This is a genomic window from Caproicibacterium amylolyticum, from assembly GCF_014467055.1.
Classification (GTDB): Bacteria; Bacillota; Clostridia; order Oscillospirales; family Acutalibacteraceae; genus Caproicibacterium; species Caproicibacterium amylolyticum.
Window position 1 is genome coordinate 2,035,145 of record NZ_CP060696.1, and the last position, 15,685, is coordinate 2,050,829.

A 15,685-nucleotide genomic window follows, 5' to 3' on the forward strand; every position below is an offset into this window, starting at 1 on the left:
CGTTTGTAAAGTAATAATACTTTCAGTTCAAATGTTATTTGCTTTACGCCTTTTCTGCCTGCAAAAGGTCATTTTCAAGGTCATTTACGTCCTCAAGACCTACAGAAATGCGCAGCAGACGGTCATTGATGCCGCGCGCCTCCCGTTCCTCTTTTGGCAGGTCGGCGTGTGTCTGTGTCATGGGGTAAGTCAGCAGTGTTTCGGTCCCGCCTAGGCTTTCCGCAAACAGGATCAACTGCACATTCCGCAGTAAGCGCAGTGCGGTTGTGCTGCTGTCCACTTCAAAAGAAATCATTGCACCGGCTCCGCGGCTTTGGTCGGCATTCACGGCATAACCGGGGTGCTCCGGCAGACCGACGTACAGCACGCGGCTTACCCACGACTGCCTTTTCAGCCACTGTGCCAGCGCCAGTGCATTCTGCTGCTGCCGTTCCATACGTATCCCCAGTGTTTTGATACCGCGCAGCAGAAGCCAGCTGTCAAACGGTGCCAAACAGGCGCCGGTACTCATGTAAAAATAGCGTAGACGTTCCATGATTTTCGGGTCGTTTGCCACCAAAAAGCCCGCAAGCGTGTCATTGTGACCGGAAAGAAATTTGGTACCGCTGTGAATCACCACATCTGCGCCAAGATCCAGTGGGTTTTGCAGATAGGGCGTTAAAAATGTGTTGTCCACAAACAGCAGCAGATTATGCTCCCTGCAAATCTTTGCAGCACCGCGCAGGTCGGTCACCTGCATCATGGGGTTTGTCGGTGTTTCAATGAAAACCGCCTTCGTTTCTGGACGAATTTTGGCAGCTAACATTCCTAAGTCGGAAGTATCTAAAAAATCAAAAGAAAGTCCGTTTTTTTCCCCTACTCCGCGGAAAAGCCGGATGCTGCCGCCGTACAGGTCATCCGTAGCGAGAAGGTGGTCGCCGGGCTGAAACAGTTCCATCAGGCAGGTAATTGCCGCCATGCCGGAAGAAAAAGCAATGGCTTCGCGGCCATGCTCCAGCTTCGCCATCAGCTGTTCCAGCTTTTCACGGGTCGGGTTCTGCTGACGGGAATAGTCATAGCCGCCTTCGCCAATGTCGTGATGCCGAAACATAGCGGTCTGGTAAATTGGCATTTCCACCGCACCAGTTGGGTCATTTTCGTTGATGCCGCCGTGTACACAAAGCGTCTGCAGTTCCATAACGGGTTCCTCCTATTTATACCTTACAAGTTATATATGTATTGTATCTGTTAGGATACTCCCTTTTGCGCAATCTGTCAATACAAAACACTTACGTACTGCCTTAATGCAGTAAAGTTTTTTGGGGCTGTGTAGTTATTCCCTGCCGCACAGGATTTGTATATCAAAAACGTCTATTATAGAGTAAACGCTCACCTGACAAACTGCGTAAAATCCGTCTCTAAACATATCGCAATTCCGTATATATTACTAAATTGATAATTAAAATAATATTTTTTCAAAAATCAGTTGACATTCCAGAGCAATGGGCATATACTTTATACCATACCAATCATATATGAATAAGTACAAAATATTAACAAATCAAATTAACTAACGGAGGGACATATCATGGCAAACATTCATAAGAGCTTAACCGAACTTATTGGCAAAACCCCGCTTCTGGAACTGACTAACTATGAAAAGAAACACGACCTGAAGGCTAAGATTGTTGCAAAACTGGAGTATTTTAACCCCGCTGGCAGCGTAAAGGACCGCATTGCGCTTGCCATGATTGATGACGGCGAGAAAAAAGGTTTGCTCAAGCCCGGTTCCGTTATCATTGAACCGACCAGCGGCAACACCGGCATTGGTCTTGCAAGCGTTGCAGCCGCCCGCGGCTACCGCATTATTCTGACCATGCCGGAAACCATGAGCGTTGAGCGCCGCAACCTGCTGAAAGCCTACGGTGCCGAGTTGGTGCTGACAGACGGCGCAGCAGGCATGAAGGGCGCTATTGCCAAGGCAGACGAACTCGCCAAGGAAACACCCAATTCCTTTATTCCCGGCCAGTTCACCAACCCCGCAAACCCGGCTGCACATAAAGCAACCACCGGCCCAGAAATCTGGGAAGACACCGACGGCAAAGTTGATTTCTTTATTGCCGGTGTCGGCACAGGCGGCACACTTTCCGGCACAGGTGCTTACCTGAAAGAGCAGAATCCGAATGTAAAAGTCATCGCTGTAGAGCCTGCCACTTCTCCGGTTTTGAGTCAGGGGCACGCCGGTCCGCATAAGATTCAGGGCATTGGCGCAGGCTTTGTTCCGGATACGCTGGACACCAAGATTTACGATGAAATTATTCCTGTAGACAATGAACCCGCATTTGTCATTGGCCGCGAGCTTGCCAAAACAGAGGGTCTGTTGGTCGGTATCTCTTCCGGCGCGGCAATCTGGGCTGCAACTGAGCTGGCAAAGCGCCCTGAAAATGCCGGTAAAACTATCGTAGCCCTGCTGCCGGACACCGGCGACCGCTACCTTTCCACCGCACTGTTTCAGGACTAACACGCTGCCCAAATATATAACCGTACTCCATTCCTGTTGTTACACATAGGAAAAAGTCCCGGTGCCTGCAAAAGGCACCGGGACTTTTTGATTATCTCATGGAAAAAGCCGCCACTAAAGCGCTGCCCGCCATCAGTACAGCACAAAGCAGGGCAACAACCCGAATCATTAACTTTCGTTTCTTTTCCTGCATATTCAATCCCTTTCCGTGCAATTCCGATTGCAAATTAGTTTTCTATCTTATACAATTATAGTATTGCCGTGCCGAATGTCAACCAGCTTTCCAGCCGGTTACAGAAAGTTTACATAACTTGACATATAACACACCGGCCGGTACAATGAATGAGATATCGTGAAGAAAATGAGGGATTCAAATATGGCAAACACTCCACAGAACAACCACAACCGCCGGCCTGCCACCTCCGCACCCTCCGGCAGGACACCGCAGGGACAGCCGCACCGCCCGCAGCGGAATGCCTATCCGCAGAACAATGCGGTCAATGGCAGCCGGGATGTTTACTCGCGCTCTGCCCCCCGTCATCATGAGCCGAACCCCATGGTGGACATCTCCTCCTACAGCAATCGGCGGCGGAACGCACAGACACGGCAAAGCGCGGCGCAGCATGCAATGCCGTCCAGAAAGCAGCGGGAAGCGCAGGTACGCTATCATGACGGCTTTGACCCGGATGACCGCGCCTCTATGGTTGACCGCCGCCGCGCAGTGGAACCATCCCCTGCGCACGGCGGCGGTGCGGGCATTTTACGCCGCAGGCGTCCCGGTAAGCGTCACATTCTACGTAACATTTTGTGTATCCTGCTGGCAATTCTGCTGCTCATCTTTATCTGGCTGACTGCACTTTTCAGCGGCATGGACCGTTCGCACAACACAGTGAGCCAAAGCACCTATGTGCGTACACCACAGCATGCACCCACTTGGGACATTAAGTCCAGCCCGTGGGTTACCAACATTCTGCTGATTGGCATGGATCAGGACGACAACAGCACTCGGCGCAGTGACTCCATCATTTTGCTTTCAATTGACCGTTTGCACCTGAAACTGAAAATGACGTCTTTCCTGCGTGATACCTATGCAGAAATTCCGAATCATGGCAGGCAGAAGTTGAATGCCGCCTTTGCCTACGGCGGCCCCGCTATGACGATGCAGACGCTGGAAAACAACTATCGCATCAAGATAGATAAATATATGGCAGTGGACTTCAATTCTTTTGCCACAATTATCAGCGACGTCGGCGGCATTAACGTTACCCTGAATGAGGGGCTGTGCAAAGAGTTCAATGCAAATCTTGGCACACACTATACCCCCGGCAAATATACATTAAAAGGAACCGAAGCACTTTATTACACCCGTATCCGCAACTACGGCAATGACTACGGCCGCGCACAGCGCCAGCGCGAGGTAATCGGTCAGCTGCTCAAAAAGATGGCAGCCTCCGGCCCCATCAAATTGAGCGGCCTGCTGAACAAGATTCTGCCGCTGATGTGGACAAACATCAGCGCACCGGAGCTTTCCGCTACAGTAATGTTTAACGCACCGGCAGTGATTTTCCAGCAAAAGACGCAGCAGATTCCGGCTGACGGCACCTTTGACGGCAAAACGTTTGATGACGCAGGTTGGGTAGAGGTTGCCGATATGGAAAAGAACTGCACCCTGCTGCGACAGTTTGTTTTTGAGGACAGCTCGCACAGCTGAGAATGAAACCTTCGACAAAAGGCATCGTGTATCAAACGGTTTTTTAACCGTATGGTACACGATGCCTTTTCATGATTACAACTTACAGTTCTTTTTTGTTTTCCGGCCCCGGTGTGGTCACAATCACACGCTCCGGTGTAATAATCAGCACACCCTTTGCCGTTGTCTTTCCTTGAAACAGGGTTTCGACCTGCTGCTTGAACATCTTCACAGTTTCTCCGGACGTCACATACTGTGCTGTTCCCTTGATTTGGTAGCCCTCCATTGTGGAAGCATTGCATACAGAGACAGCGATTTTGCGGTTTGCCTGGATATTTCTCAACGTTGTTTCCATGAACACATCTCCAACAGCCAACGTACCATCCTCCAGCACTGTTTTAAATGCAACCGGCACTGCATTGGGTTCTTTATCATAAGTTGCCAGATACCAAACCTGCTCATTCAGCACTTTTCTAACGTTTTTGTCCATTTTTGTTTCCTCCTTTTGATTTATGCATTGGACGTCTCCTATTATAAAAGCCCTGCCACAGCTTGGAAAGTCGTTTGCAAATTAATAAGTTACTCATATTTTTCATAGTAACTTGCTATTTTTCAATTTATATACTACAGTAATCAGGGAGGTGACACCGTGTATCAGCCAAAATTAGGAAACGACATACGCTGTCCACTCGAATACGGTCTGAAAATATTCGGCGGCAAATGGAAAAGCAGGATTATCTGTGTACTCGCCCACAAAGGAACACTGCGTTACAGCAACCTGCGTGCTGAAATGATTAATATTACAGATGCTGTGCTTGCTTCTACATTGAAAGAACTGATAGCAGACAAAATCGTGCAGCGGCATTCCTTTGATGAGATTCCGCCCCATGTAGAGTACAGCCTTACTACAAAGGGGCTGTCAGTGGTACCGATTCTGCAGAATATCTGCAAATGGTCCGGCGCATTTTATCAGGAGGACTGTACACTTGCTACAATGCAGTGCCGAAAATGCAATTATACTCCCAACGAAACTCATGAAATCTAGTAAACCACTTCGGTATTTTGCATATCTGTCGTATGGAATTGTAATTCCTGCAGTTATCGTGTATAATAGTGGAATAATCTGTTCAAAAAAGCGGAGGCAGAAACATGGAGAAAAAGACATTTTACATCACAACGCCCATCTACTATCCTTCCGGGAAACCGCACATTGGCCACAGCTACACCACTGTGGCCAGCGATGCCATTGCCCGGTACAAGCGAATGCAGGGCTGTGATGTCATGTTCCTGACCGGCACGGACGAGCATGGCCAGAAAATCGAGCAGAAAGCCGCTGCAGTTGGCATTACACCAAAAGAATATGTAGATGGCACAACAAAGGTCTTTAAGGACCTGTGGAAGCTGCTTGACGTTTCCAATGACCGTTTCATTCGCACAACGGATGAATTTCATGTAAAAGGCATTCAGAAAATTTTCAGAGAGCTGTTTGACAAAGGTGAAATCTATAAAGGCAAGTACGAGGGCTGGTACTGCACGGACTGCGAATCCTTCTGGACGGAAACACAGCTGAAAGACGGCAAGTGTCCCGACTGTGGCCGCGAGGTCAAGTGGGCGGAGGAAGAAGCCTACTTCTTCAAGCTTTCCAAGTATGCCGACCGTCTGCTGCAGCTCTACAAAGACCAGCCGAACTTCATCCAGCCGGAAAGCCGTAAAAACGAAATGATTGGCTTTATTAATCAGGGGCTGCAGGATCTGTGCGTTTCCCGCACCAGCGTTAAGTGGGGTATCCCGGTTGATTTTGACCCCAAACACACGGTTTATGTTTGGATGGACGCGCTGCCGAACTACATTACCGCACTGGGCTACGGCAGCGATGACGACAGCGACTTTAAAAAATACTGGCCTGCTGACGTTCACTTTGTCGGCAAGGAAATTGTGCGTTTCCACACCGTTATTTGGCCTGCCATGCTGATGGCGCTGGATTTGCCGCTGCCAAAGCAGGTTTACGGCCACGGTTGGCTGCTGTTTGGCGACGGCACTAAGATGAGCAAGAGCAAAGGCAATGTGGTTGATCCTTACATTCTCTGCGACCGTTACGGCGTAGATGCAATCCGCTATTTCCTGCTGCGTGAAATTCCCTTTGGCAGTGACGGTCTGTTCACCAACGAAGCACTGATTAACCGCATCAACTCTGACCTTGCAAATGACTTGGGCAATCTGCTTTCCCGCACAACCGCCATGGTACAGAAATACTTTGGCGGCACCATCCCGCAGGAGCAGGAAAGTGCTGACCCGGACGGCGAACTGGAAGCAATGGGCAGTGAACTGCGCGCCAAATGTGACAAAGCCATTGACGGCTACCAGTTCAGCAAGGCACTGGAGGAAATCTGGCGCTTCATTTCCCGCACCAACAAGTATATCGACGAAACAGCGCCGTGGGCACTTGGCAAGGATGAAACTAAAAAAGCGCGGCTCGCTGCGGTTATGGACCACCTGTGCGAAGCACTGCGCATCGTTTCCATCCTGCTGACCCCATTTATGCCGAACACTACGCTGAAGATTCAGGAACAGCTTGGCCTTTCAGTGGCGAACTGCACCTATGAAAGTGCAAAACATTTTGGTCGTTTCCCGGCCAACTGCACCGTAACAAAGGGCGAAACGCTGTTCCCCCGCATTGATGTGGAAAAAGAAATTGAAGAGCTCAACAAGCTGATTCCAAGTCCCAATGCAGGAAAAGCAGAAGAAAGCAAAGTAAAAAAAGAACTTGCCGGTGTTGCACAAATCGGCATTGAAGACTTTGCAAAAGTAGAGCTGCGCGCCGCAAAAATTATGAACTGCGAAAAAATCAAGCGCGCCAAAAAGCTGCTCCAACTGACACTGGATGATGGCACCGGCGAGCCGCGCACGGTTTGCAGCGGTATTGCCCAGTGGTACACGCCCGAAGACTTGATTGGCAAAACGGTTGTGGTGGTTGCCAACCTGAAACCCGCAAAACTCTGCGGCGTGGAAAGTCAGGGTATGATTCTGGCAGCAGATGCCGGTGAAAACGATGTAAAGGTCGTTTTCCTGAATGATGTACCCGCTGGCAGTAAAATTCGGTAAGTTTTAAACACAAAACAGGACTGCCGCACATCAGCAGTCCTGTTTTTATCGTTAGAATAATGTTTATAATTATCAAGAAATTACTTTCCATCGCTCGCGTGCCCCGAAGAGGTATTCTTAGAAAGCGACTAAGAGTGATTCGCCTGACAGGGAAAATGTCCATGAAGCAGCAGTAGACAAAAGGGCGTCCGCCTCTGGAAGATGTGGGGTAAAGTCCACCGCGACCTTGCACTTGAACTTAATATTTTCCAGAAGCGCTCACGGATTTGAAAGTCTGCAAGGGAAGTTCCCAAGGTTTTAACTTTTGGGTGAATTTTTCGAGTATTTAAAACATTGCTTTAGGAGGGAATTATGTCTTATACAAATATTTTCGACAGTCACGCACATTATGACGACGAAGCCTTTGACGCAGACCGTGAAACCGTGCTGGCCCAACTGCCGCAGAAAGGCATTTGCCATGTGATTGACTGTGGTGCAAACCTATCGGGCTGCCAAAAAGCAGTTGAACTCGCATTGAAATACTCCTATATCCATGCGGCAGTCGGCATCCATCCGGAGGAAATTGGTGATTCTATGGATGCATGGCTTCCGGAGTTGGAAGCCATGCTGCATGTAAAAGAAAAGAACAAAATCGTTGCTGTCGGTGAAATTGGACTAGACTACCACTTTGCGGAAAACCCGCCGCGGGAAGTACAGAAATCTGCCTTTGCCGCACAGCTGGAACTTGCCGCCCGCTATGATCTGCCGGTAATTATTCATGACCGCGAAGCACACGCCGATACGCTGGAACTCCTGCAAAAGTATCGTCCGCGCGGCGTTGTACACTGCTTTTCCGGCAGCGTGGAAATGATGCGGGAGGTGCTTGCGCTGGGGATGTATATCGGTCTCGGCGGCGCAGTCACCTTTAAAAACGTCAAAACGCCGCTGCGCGTGGCAGCAGCGGTCCCGCTCGACCGGCTGTTGAACGAAACCGACTGCCCCTATATGGCCCCTGTTCCCTGCCGTGGTACCCGCTGTGACTCTTCACTGATTCCGTACTCGGCAGAAGTGATTGCTACCGCACGCTGCATCACTGCACAGGAAGTTTTGGACGCCGGATGCCGGAACGCACAGGCACTTTTCGGAGTTTCAGTTTAGTTACAGAACTGATTTATTACTATAAAATGTGTGCCCCGTAAATATTAGATTGCTTCCAGATATAATTCTGCAATTTCGTCCTTAGTAAAATGTACCGGATGATTCTGCATACTTGCGGCGGAAACTTTTAGGCAATTTTCTGTCATCCATGGAATATCTTTTTCTGTAATTTCCTGTTCACCGAGCGTAATATGCAAATTAATCTCATCCAGCAGTGCTTCAATACGCGCAACGCAATCTAGTTCATTTTTTCCGCCCAGTCTGCGGGAAATTTCTGCAAATTTTTCCGGTGCGCCAGAAATCGAATGACGGTAGATAACCGGCGTTAAAGCCGCCAGCCCGCACCCATGAACAATATTTTTCAGTCCGCTTGCCGGATGCTCCATACCATGCGGCCCCGCCACACCAGCTGTATTAATCACCATACCGCCCAGTGTGCTGCCCCATGTCAGCGCTTCCCATGCGTCCATGTCTGCCGGATTTTGATATACCTTTGGCAGGTTCTCGCCAATCAGCGCCATTCCCTCGAGTGCTATCATATCTGTCAGCGGCTGAGAGAGTCCAGAAATATATGCCTCCATGTTGTGGCACAACGCATCAAAGCCAACAGAGGCAAGCACTTTTTTCGGCATAGTTGTCATCAGTTCCGGGTCAATAATAGAAGCTTTCGCAACAATCATTGACCCGCGCAGTGATTTTTTATCCTTTGTTTCCGGATTGGAAAGCACCGCAAAACCGTTCCCCTCACTGCCGGTCCCACAGGTGGTAGGCACTAAGACTAACGGCAGCGCTTTTTCTGAGGTTTTTCGCGCAAAAATGTAGTCGTTGATATCACCATCATTGCAGGCCATAAATGCGATTCCTTTGGCTGCATCCATGATGCTGCCGCCGCCCAGTGCAACCACAACATCACAGTTTTCCTGATTTGCAAGTGCTGCACCGGCGGCGACCGTTGTAGTCAGCGGATTGCGCTCCACTTCGTCAAATACCACCGTCTCCACACCGGCCGCCTGCAGCGATTTAACTGCACGACCCAACAATCCTGACACTTTGGTGCTGTGCCGCCCGGTTACAATCAATGCCTTTTTCCCGCACTTTGCTGACTGCACACCGATTTGTTCGCAAGTACCCCGACCGAAAACCAGATTGACTGGAAGATAATACTGAAACTTCATTGCTTTCTGCTCCTTTTACATGGATTTGAATCTCATCTATTCAAAAAATTCATATGCATCAAACAAAGGCGTTCCGACAGTTTACCCGTCGGAACGCCTTTGTTCCATCTTGCTTTTTAAGCATTGTTACTTATTTTTAAATTTGCAAAGTGTAAAAAAGACAATATATTGTCTTTTGGCTGTAACCGCCAGACAGAATATTTTGTATCCTGTGGCATCAAGTCCATTGGAACACAGAAAACAAGTGCAACTGTTTTGTTCCTTTACAGTGGCAGGCGTGTGAACAATCCGTATTAAAACGAATGGCATCCCCCGCACTTAGACAGTAGGTTTCCTCTCTAACCTCAAGCAGCAGTTCCCCTGAAACTACCAGCAGATACTCCATTGTGTGTTCGCCGTGAGATGCACAGCGATAGGTTTTGCCCGGTTCCACTGTAATGTCATAAATTTCAAAATTGCGTCCTTGCTCATAGGGAAAATAAACTTTGCTGCTGTACACCTGCGGTTCTTCTTTAATCGGAGTCAGGCTGTTTCCCCTGATGATGCAGCTGGAATCTTTCGGTGCACCAATCAAATCCAAAAAAGTCACCCGCATGCCACTAACGATTTTCTCAATCGTACCAAGTGTTGGATTTGCTTCACCGCGTTCAATCTGGCCCAACATGCTTTTGCTCAGCCCAGTTTCATGTGCAACATCATCCAAGCTCATCTGCTTGCTTTTGCGCAGGCTGCGTAAATTCTGTGCAACATTTTTATTCAGGTAATCCACTGTGCATTCCTCCAGGTACCAGACACTGCATTCTTTTCTCTGCTGTACGTGCAGTATAAAATACATTTCGCGTTTTCACCCGTGATTATAACACAAAATTTCTAAAGCGTCCAGCAACACACAAGTAAACTTTTCAAAAGCTTTGTTTTCCCCGTAACTTTCATTGCTTACTTTTATTTATGAATCATTTACACTGAAAACTTTCATAATCAAAGCAAAAAAGAAAGTCCCCGCGCAGCATTTTTCAGTGCGTGGGAACTTTTACAAAGCAAAACGTACTCAACTGATGCCTTTTTCCGCCGCGTTCGACTGCAGTGGATTTGGTGTATTGACTGTTAGAATTTTTGCCACCCGGGTCGTGCGGTTCATCCAGTTGTGGCGCTGGTAGGAATGGATATGGATACTGTCACCGGGATACAGCACATACTGTCCGTCCTCCAGAAAAAATGTGACAACACCCTCCAGTATGTATACAAATTCTTCCCCATCATGTGCATACATTTCCGGCAATTCCTTGTCATCTTCCAAAGGCATTAAAGCAAAGATACGCGGGAGCATTGCAAATTCCGTATCCGGTTTCTTCAGCAAATACTGATAAATCTGCGCACTGACTTTGCTTGGCTGCAGGTCAATTCGATGTATAACCGGATCCTTGGTAACCGGACCTCTGCTTTCTTCAAACAAAACAGAAAGCGGCACCTCAAGCACATTCGCCAGCTTTTCCAGTGAGTCTAATGCAATCGAAGAAATTCCCCGCTCAAACTGAGAAAGGAACCCAATTGACAAACCACAGGCCTCACTTAGCTGCTTTAATGTGTATTTTTTCTGGGTACGAAGCTCTTTGACTTTGGCGCCAATGGCTGCATTCGCATTCAAAGGCGTCCACCTCCTTTAACTTTAAACTTAAATTACGGAATCGATTCCATGATACTCGGTGATTCGAGGGTTGTCAACAAATTTTGTAATTTTTTTCATAATTATGGTAAACAGAAATATAGTTTGCTTTTTCATCAAATACAGATTTCCTTAAACCAAAAGGACCAAAATGCATCAAATGCATTTTGGCCTTAAAAGTGAGAAATTATTTTAGTAAAACATTTTCTCCGTTCATAATCCTGTTCATGTTTCGCACCGCGCACATTTTCCCGCACATGGTACAGGTATGTTTGTCCGTTGGATTTGTGCTTTTAAAATACTCTTCTGCCTTTTCGCGGTCCAACGCCTGGTCAAACATGGCGTCCCAATCCAGCTTCTGGCGCGCATCGCTCATGCGGTTGTCCCATTCCCGCGCTCCCGGCAAACCTTTGGCAAGGTCACCGGCGTGTGCAGCAATTTTCGCTGCGATAATCCCCTCTTTTACATCAGGAATACTGGGCAGCCGCAAATGTTCCGCTGGCGTCACGTAGCACAGAAAATCCGCGCCTGCCGCAGCAGCCACCGCACCGCCGATCGCCGAAGTAATGTGGTCATAGCCGGGCGCAATATCGGTTACAAGAGGCCCAAGCACATAAAATGGTGCATTGTGGCACAGCCGCTTTTCCAAAAGCATATTCGGTGCAATCTCATTCAGTGTCATATGTCCGGGACCTTCAATCATAACCTGCACGTTGTGCTTCCATGCACGCTCTGTTAAAAGGCCAAGTTCCACCAGTTCGCTGACCTGAGCGGCATCTGTTGCATCATCGTTGCAGCCCGGCCGCATGGCATCTCCAAGCGAAATGGTAACATCCTGTTCGTAAAGGATGTCCATCAAATCGTCAAAATACTCAAAGAACGGGTTTTCATTCCCGGTCATTTTCATCCAAGCATAAATCAGCGAACCGCCGCGGGAAACAATATTCATTCTGCGGCCGCTGCGCTCAAAGCTGTCAATTGATTTACGGTTAATGCCCGCATGAATCGTGACAAAATCCACGCCTTCTGCCGCGTGCGCACGCACAACCTCCAAAAAATCCTTTGCCTTAATGTCACGCAGATCCTTCTCCAAATAACCAACCGCGTCATACATCGGCACTGTACCAATCATGGCAGGGGAAAGTTCCAGCAGCTGCTTGCGAAATGTATTCGTTTTGCCGTAATTGGACAAGTCCATAATGGCTTCCGCATCATATTTTAAGGCAAGTTTCGCTTTTTCCAATTCGCACATATAATCCCGGCAGTCGCCGCTAATACCAAGGTTCACGTTGATTTTCGTGCGCAGGCCCTGCCCCACACCGCATGCCCGCAGATTTTTATGATTCCGGTTTGCCGGAATTACTATGGTGCCCGCCGCCACACGCTGCATCAATATTTCCGGGGCAATGTGCTCCTCCTGTGCAACATTCTGCATCTGCGGTGTAAAGATTCCTTTTCTGGCTGCCTCTATCTGTGTATGAAATTCCATTGCTCATAACCCTTTCTTTTGGGGAATGCTTTTGGCTATGCTCACCGCAAAACTCCGTGCAAAAAAGCACAGCTGCGCGTAAGCGGCAACTGTGCTTCAAAAATTCATTCAAGTACGATTTGCTTCCTACGACAGTATTAACTGACAGGTTCAAAGGGTCAAGCGTTACCGCTCTCTCAGCTCAGTCGAGCACCCCTGCAAAGCCATATGACGGCATTCGCCGTATTTTTTAACCGTTATTAGTATTGCACAGACATCATTTTTTGTCAAGTTCTCTTTGCCAGATAGATTTCACCGCAGGCAATTTTCTCCCCTGCATTCCCCGCAGGCTGTGTGGTAAAATCATCCGGGTTTTTGTGAATCACGACTGTACGCCGAATCACATCTTTGGGCTTAAAACGGTCTGTAAATACCGCCATGCATGCGTAGCCGTCACGTGAAGCGAACAGCGGCGGCAAGTCACCGGCGTGTGCCGGATGTGGGCAGTCCTCCGGATTAAAATGACCTTCGGTGTTTTTCAGAGGGTCTTCCTCTGTACCCGTGCAACTGCTGCCGCTGTGAATATGCAGTGCAAAAATATTAGCAGCACACGGCTTTTTTTCCGCTGGCAAACGAAAAACTTCTGCGGTCACTACTGTGCCGCCCGGCGCATCATAAAGCCGCAGTACACCGTGTATCGGACGATAATTTCCAGTACCGCGTATCTGCGCCCTTGCAACAGGCTCGCTATGATCAATTAAATCTGTAAATGCTTTATATTTTCCGATATATGGAAACATGATTATCACCTCTTTACAGAATATGCAGCGAAATTATATTCGGCAGGCAATATTTTGCACGCCTACTTTTCCGCACTGCGGACAAACTAACTCTGCAAAGGAGATGAGACAATGAAGCAGAAAGCAAAAAAAGCACAGCAGCAGGATAAAGACCTTTTGGGCTACACCGATGACTACCTGAATGACGTGGACAATGTTGTTTCCACGCAGGAATGTACCGGACTGATCATGGCTCCCCCTGTGTCTGAAGCAGAAGCGGAATCATTTACCGACATTTATACGATTCCCAAGCCGGAAAACAAAATTCCCAATGGCCTGCAGAAAGAAAAAAAAGAAGATCATGATTTTTAACTTGCGTTCAAATACGTTTCATGATATAATATAAAAAATTTGCCGAAAGGAGGGTACACACATGATTTGTGCAACACTGGTAAAACTGCTTCAGTTTGGACCGGATTTTGCTGCAAACAGGGATAGTGTACCCTTTTTGCGGTAAACAAACCGGTTCTGCAATTTTTGCGGGCCGCGGCGTTTTGCCGCGGTCCTTTTTTGTGCGCGGGTGCATTTCCCTTTTTATTCGATTGCTGAACAAATAAAAAGGAGATGCAAAATTATGCATATTCGAAGTCAACTTCTGAAATTATATCTTTTTCAACTTATAACCGCTTTCCGTGTAACGGACGCCATCTGGGTTTTCCTGCTGATTCAGCGTGGGTTCAGCTTGGCGCAGGTCGGCATTGCGGAGGGCGTGTTTCACCTTGTCAGCTTTCTGTGTGAAGTTCCCAGCGGTATGTTTGCTGACCTGCTGGGCCGCAAGCGCACGCTTGTCTGCAGTGGAATTATGATTGCCGCCGGCTGTGCTTTTATGTTGGGAATTGACAATTTCACCGGCGTACTGCTTTCCATGATTGTCAATGCACTCAGCTATAACCTTATGTCCGGCACCGAGCAAGCGCTGACTTATGACAGCCTGCTGATGGTAAATCAGGCAGACCGCTACATAAGCGTCAGCTCCCGGCAGAATGTGATTTACCGGGTCATTTTCGCAATTTCCGGTTTAAGCAGCATGTGGGCCGTTACTGTGGGCTGGCAGGCATGCTATCTGCTTTCCGCCGCGCTCGGTGTGGCATCCAGCATTGTCGCTTCCGTCATGACGGAACCGCTTGTAACAGAAGTGCAGAAAAACCGCAGCCACGAGCCGCTTTCCCAACTGCCGCACCGGCTTGCGGTACATTTTAAACAGAGTTTCTCATTTCTGCGGAAAAATCCCCGTGCCGCCTGTATTATGCTTTCTACTGCAGGAGTTTCCACAGCAAATTACATTACATTAATGCTTCTACAGGACTATCTGCCGGCAATCGGCCTGCCCGCAGGTGCAATCGGCATCCCGCTGCTGCTGATCGACTTAATTGGCTCCGCAGGCGTTGCCCTTGCACCGCGTGCCGCACGAAAGCACTCCTGCTTCGCGCTTGCCATGCTTTGTGCCGTCTGCGCCGGTGCCGGCACACTCTGCGCAGCTGTCGGCCTGATTCCTCTTTCCATTGCAGGCACTGCATTTGCCGCTTTGTTCGACGGCATGCTGGATACTGTTTCAGAGGCTGCGCTGAATGACACCTTTCCAAGTGATCAGCGGGCCACACTGGTTTCCGTTGTCAGTATGCTGTACAGCCTGCTGATGATTGCCGCAAGTCCGCTGAGCGGCGCGGTTTCCACAGCCGCCGGCACCCCTGCCACTGCCATCGGCTTAATGGGTGCGCTGCTGCTGGTTTGCGCTCCGTTTTGCGGCATGCTGTACCGAAAACGCGCCAAAAAGCGAGTGCTTTAAAAGCATTATTTTTTCGCCGCCCTTACATGAAAAGTTTCGACCGCCTTTTCAAAGGCGGTAGGTGTGGGCGAAGCCCACGGCCTTATCTTTTGACCGTAAAGCTCTTAGCATCAAAAGGGAGAACCAGCAGCGTTCCCTGCGACGGCGAAGCCACGCCGCAAGGAATTGCTTGAAACAATATTTGTAGTTTCTGATAAGTTCTAAGCAAAGGTCAAGACCTTGGGGCCTCTATCGCAGGCCCCCAAACCCTTCTAGCTCCTCTGAGGATACTAAGGGCAAGGACCAAAAGCAAAACCTTGGGGCGCTGCCCCAAACCCCGGCGCCC

14 protein-coding genes and 1 riboswitch are annotated in these 15,685 nt (G+C 48.8%); of the genes, 7 read left to right on the plus strand and 7 right to left on the minus strand.

Annotated features, from left to right (window positions below):
• Positions 1-43: 43 nt before the first annotated feature.
• Positions 44-1,177 carry a trans-sulfuration enzyme family protein gene (locus H6X83_RS09740; protein WP_212506294.1) on the minus strand — a complete coding sequence of 378 codons (1,134 nt, stop codon included), beginning with the start codon at positions 1,175-1,177 and terminating at the stop codon, positions 44-46.
• A 390-nt stretch (positions 1,178-1,567) separates the two neighbouring features.
• Here H6X83_RS09740 and cysK point away from each other — a divergent pair, with 390 nt between their 5' ends.
• Complete coding sequence (cysK, locus tag H6X83_RS09745) at positions 1,568-2,500, plus strand: cysteine synthase A (RefSeq protein ID WP_212506295.1); 933 nt, start codon at positions 1,568-1,570, stop codon at positions 2,498-2,500.
• Between the two features lie 376 nt (positions 2,501-2,876).
• Positions 2,877-4,211 carry an LCP family protein gene (locus H6X83_RS09750; protein ID WP_212506296.1) on the plus strand — a complete coding sequence of 445 codons (1,335 nt, stop codon included), beginning with the start codon at positions 2,877-2,879 and terminating at the stop codon, positions 4,209-4,211.
• Between the two features lie 82 nt (positions 4,212-4,293).
• Here H6X83_RS09750 and H6X83_RS09755 read toward each other — a convergent pair whose 3' ends face one another.
• Positions 4,294-4,680 carry a pyridoxamine 5'-phosphate oxidase family protein gene (locus H6X83_RS09755; RefSeq protein WP_212506297.1) on the minus strand — a complete coding sequence of 129 codons (387 nt, stop codon included), beginning with the start codon at positions 4,678-4,680 and terminating at the stop codon, positions 4,294-4,296.
• A gap of 159 nt (positions 4,681-4,839) precedes the next feature.
• On the opposite strand from H6X83_RS09755, the gene H6X83_RS09760 reads away from it, so the two are divergent.
• The 3 genes from H6X83_RS09760 to H6X83_RS09770 all read left to right on the plus strand — a co-directional run bounded on the left by H6X83_RS09760 (position 4,840) and on the right by H6X83_RS09770 (position 8,429).
• Positions 4,840-5,235: a winged helix-turn-helix transcriptional regulator gene (locus H6X83_RS09760; protein ID WP_212506298.1), complete on the plus strand. Its 396-nt coding sequence runs from the start codon at positions 4,840-4,842 to the stop codon at positions 5,233-5,235.
• Between the two features lie 104 nt (positions 5,236-5,339).
• Positions 5,340-7,292 carry a methionine--tRNA ligase gene (gene metG / locus H6X83_RS09765; protein WP_212506299.1) on the plus strand — a complete coding sequence of 651 codons (1,953 nt, stop codon included), beginning with the start codon at positions 5,340-5,342 and terminating at the stop codon, positions 7,290-7,292.
• Positions 7,293-7,643: 351 nt separating this feature from the next.
• Positions 7,644-8,429: a TatD family hydrolase gene (locus tag H6X83_RS09770; protein ID WP_212506300.1), complete on the plus strand. Its 786-nt coding sequence runs from the start codon at positions 7,644-7,646 to the stop codon at positions 8,427-8,429.
• Between the two features lie 44 nt (positions 8,430-8,473).
• Here H6X83_RS09770 and H6X83_RS09775 read toward each other — a convergent pair whose 3' ends face one another.
• The 5 genes from H6X83_RS09775 to H6X83_RS09795 all read right to left on the minus strand — a co-directional run bounded on the left by H6X83_RS09775 (position 8,474) and on the right by H6X83_RS09795 (position 13,535).
• Positions 8,474-9,604, minus strand: coding sequence for an iron-containing alcohol dehydrogenase (locus H6X83_RS09775; RefSeq protein ID WP_212506301.1), 1,131 nt, complete (start codon positions 9,602-9,604; stop codon positions 8,474-8,476).
• Positions 9,605-9,821: 217 nt separating this feature from the next.
• Positions 9,822-10,373: a helix-turn-helix domain-containing protein gene (locus H6X83_RS09780; protein ID WP_212506302.1), complete on the minus strand. Its 552-nt coding sequence runs from the start codon at positions 10,371-10,373 to the stop codon at positions 9,822-9,824.
• A 279-nt stretch (positions 10,374-10,652) separates the two neighbouring features.
• Positions 10,653-11,249 (minus strand): helix-turn-helix domain-containing protein, encoded by a 597-nt coding sequence (locus H6X83_RS09785; protein ID WP_212506303.1) that lies wholly within the window; start codon positions 11,247-11,249, stop codon positions 10,653-10,655.
• A gap of 205 nt (positions 11,250-11,454) precedes the next feature.
• On the minus strand, positions 11,455-12,756 hold the full coding sequence (gene thiC, locus H6X83_RS09790; protein ID WP_212506304.1) for a phosphomethylpyrimidine synthase ThiC: 1,302 nt from the start codon (positions 12,754-12,756) through the stop codon (positions 11,455-11,457).
• 106 nt (positions 12,757-12,862) lie between these two features.
• A riboswitch (TPP riboswitch) is annotated at positions 12,863-12,963 on the minus strand.
• A gap of 59 nt (positions 12,964-13,022) precedes the next feature.
• Positions 13,023-13,535, minus strand: coding sequence for a superoxide dismutase family protein (locus tag H6X83_RS09795; RefSeq protein WP_212506305.1), 513 nt, complete (start codon positions 13,533-13,535; stop codon positions 13,023-13,025).
• A 111-nt stretch (positions 13,536-13,646) separates the two neighbouring features.
• On the opposite strand from H6X83_RS09795, the gene H6X83_RS09800 reads away from it, so the two are divergent.
• Both H6X83_RS09800 and H6X83_RS09805 read left to right on the plus strand, forming a co-directional pair.
• The gene (locus tag H6X83_RS09800; RefSeq protein WP_212506306.1) at positions 13,647-13,886 is read left to right on the plus strand and encodes a hypothetical protein; all 240 of its coding nucleotides are present in this window, start codon (positions 13,647-13,649) and stop codon (positions 13,884-13,886) included.
• A 262-nt stretch (positions 13,887-14,148) separates the two neighbouring features.
• A complete protein-coding gene (locus H6X83_RS09805; protein ID WP_212506307.1) occupies positions 14,149-15,360 on the plus strand; it encodes an MFS transporter in 1,212 nt (403 codons plus the stop codon).
• Positions 15,361-15,685: the final 325 nt, after the last annotated feature.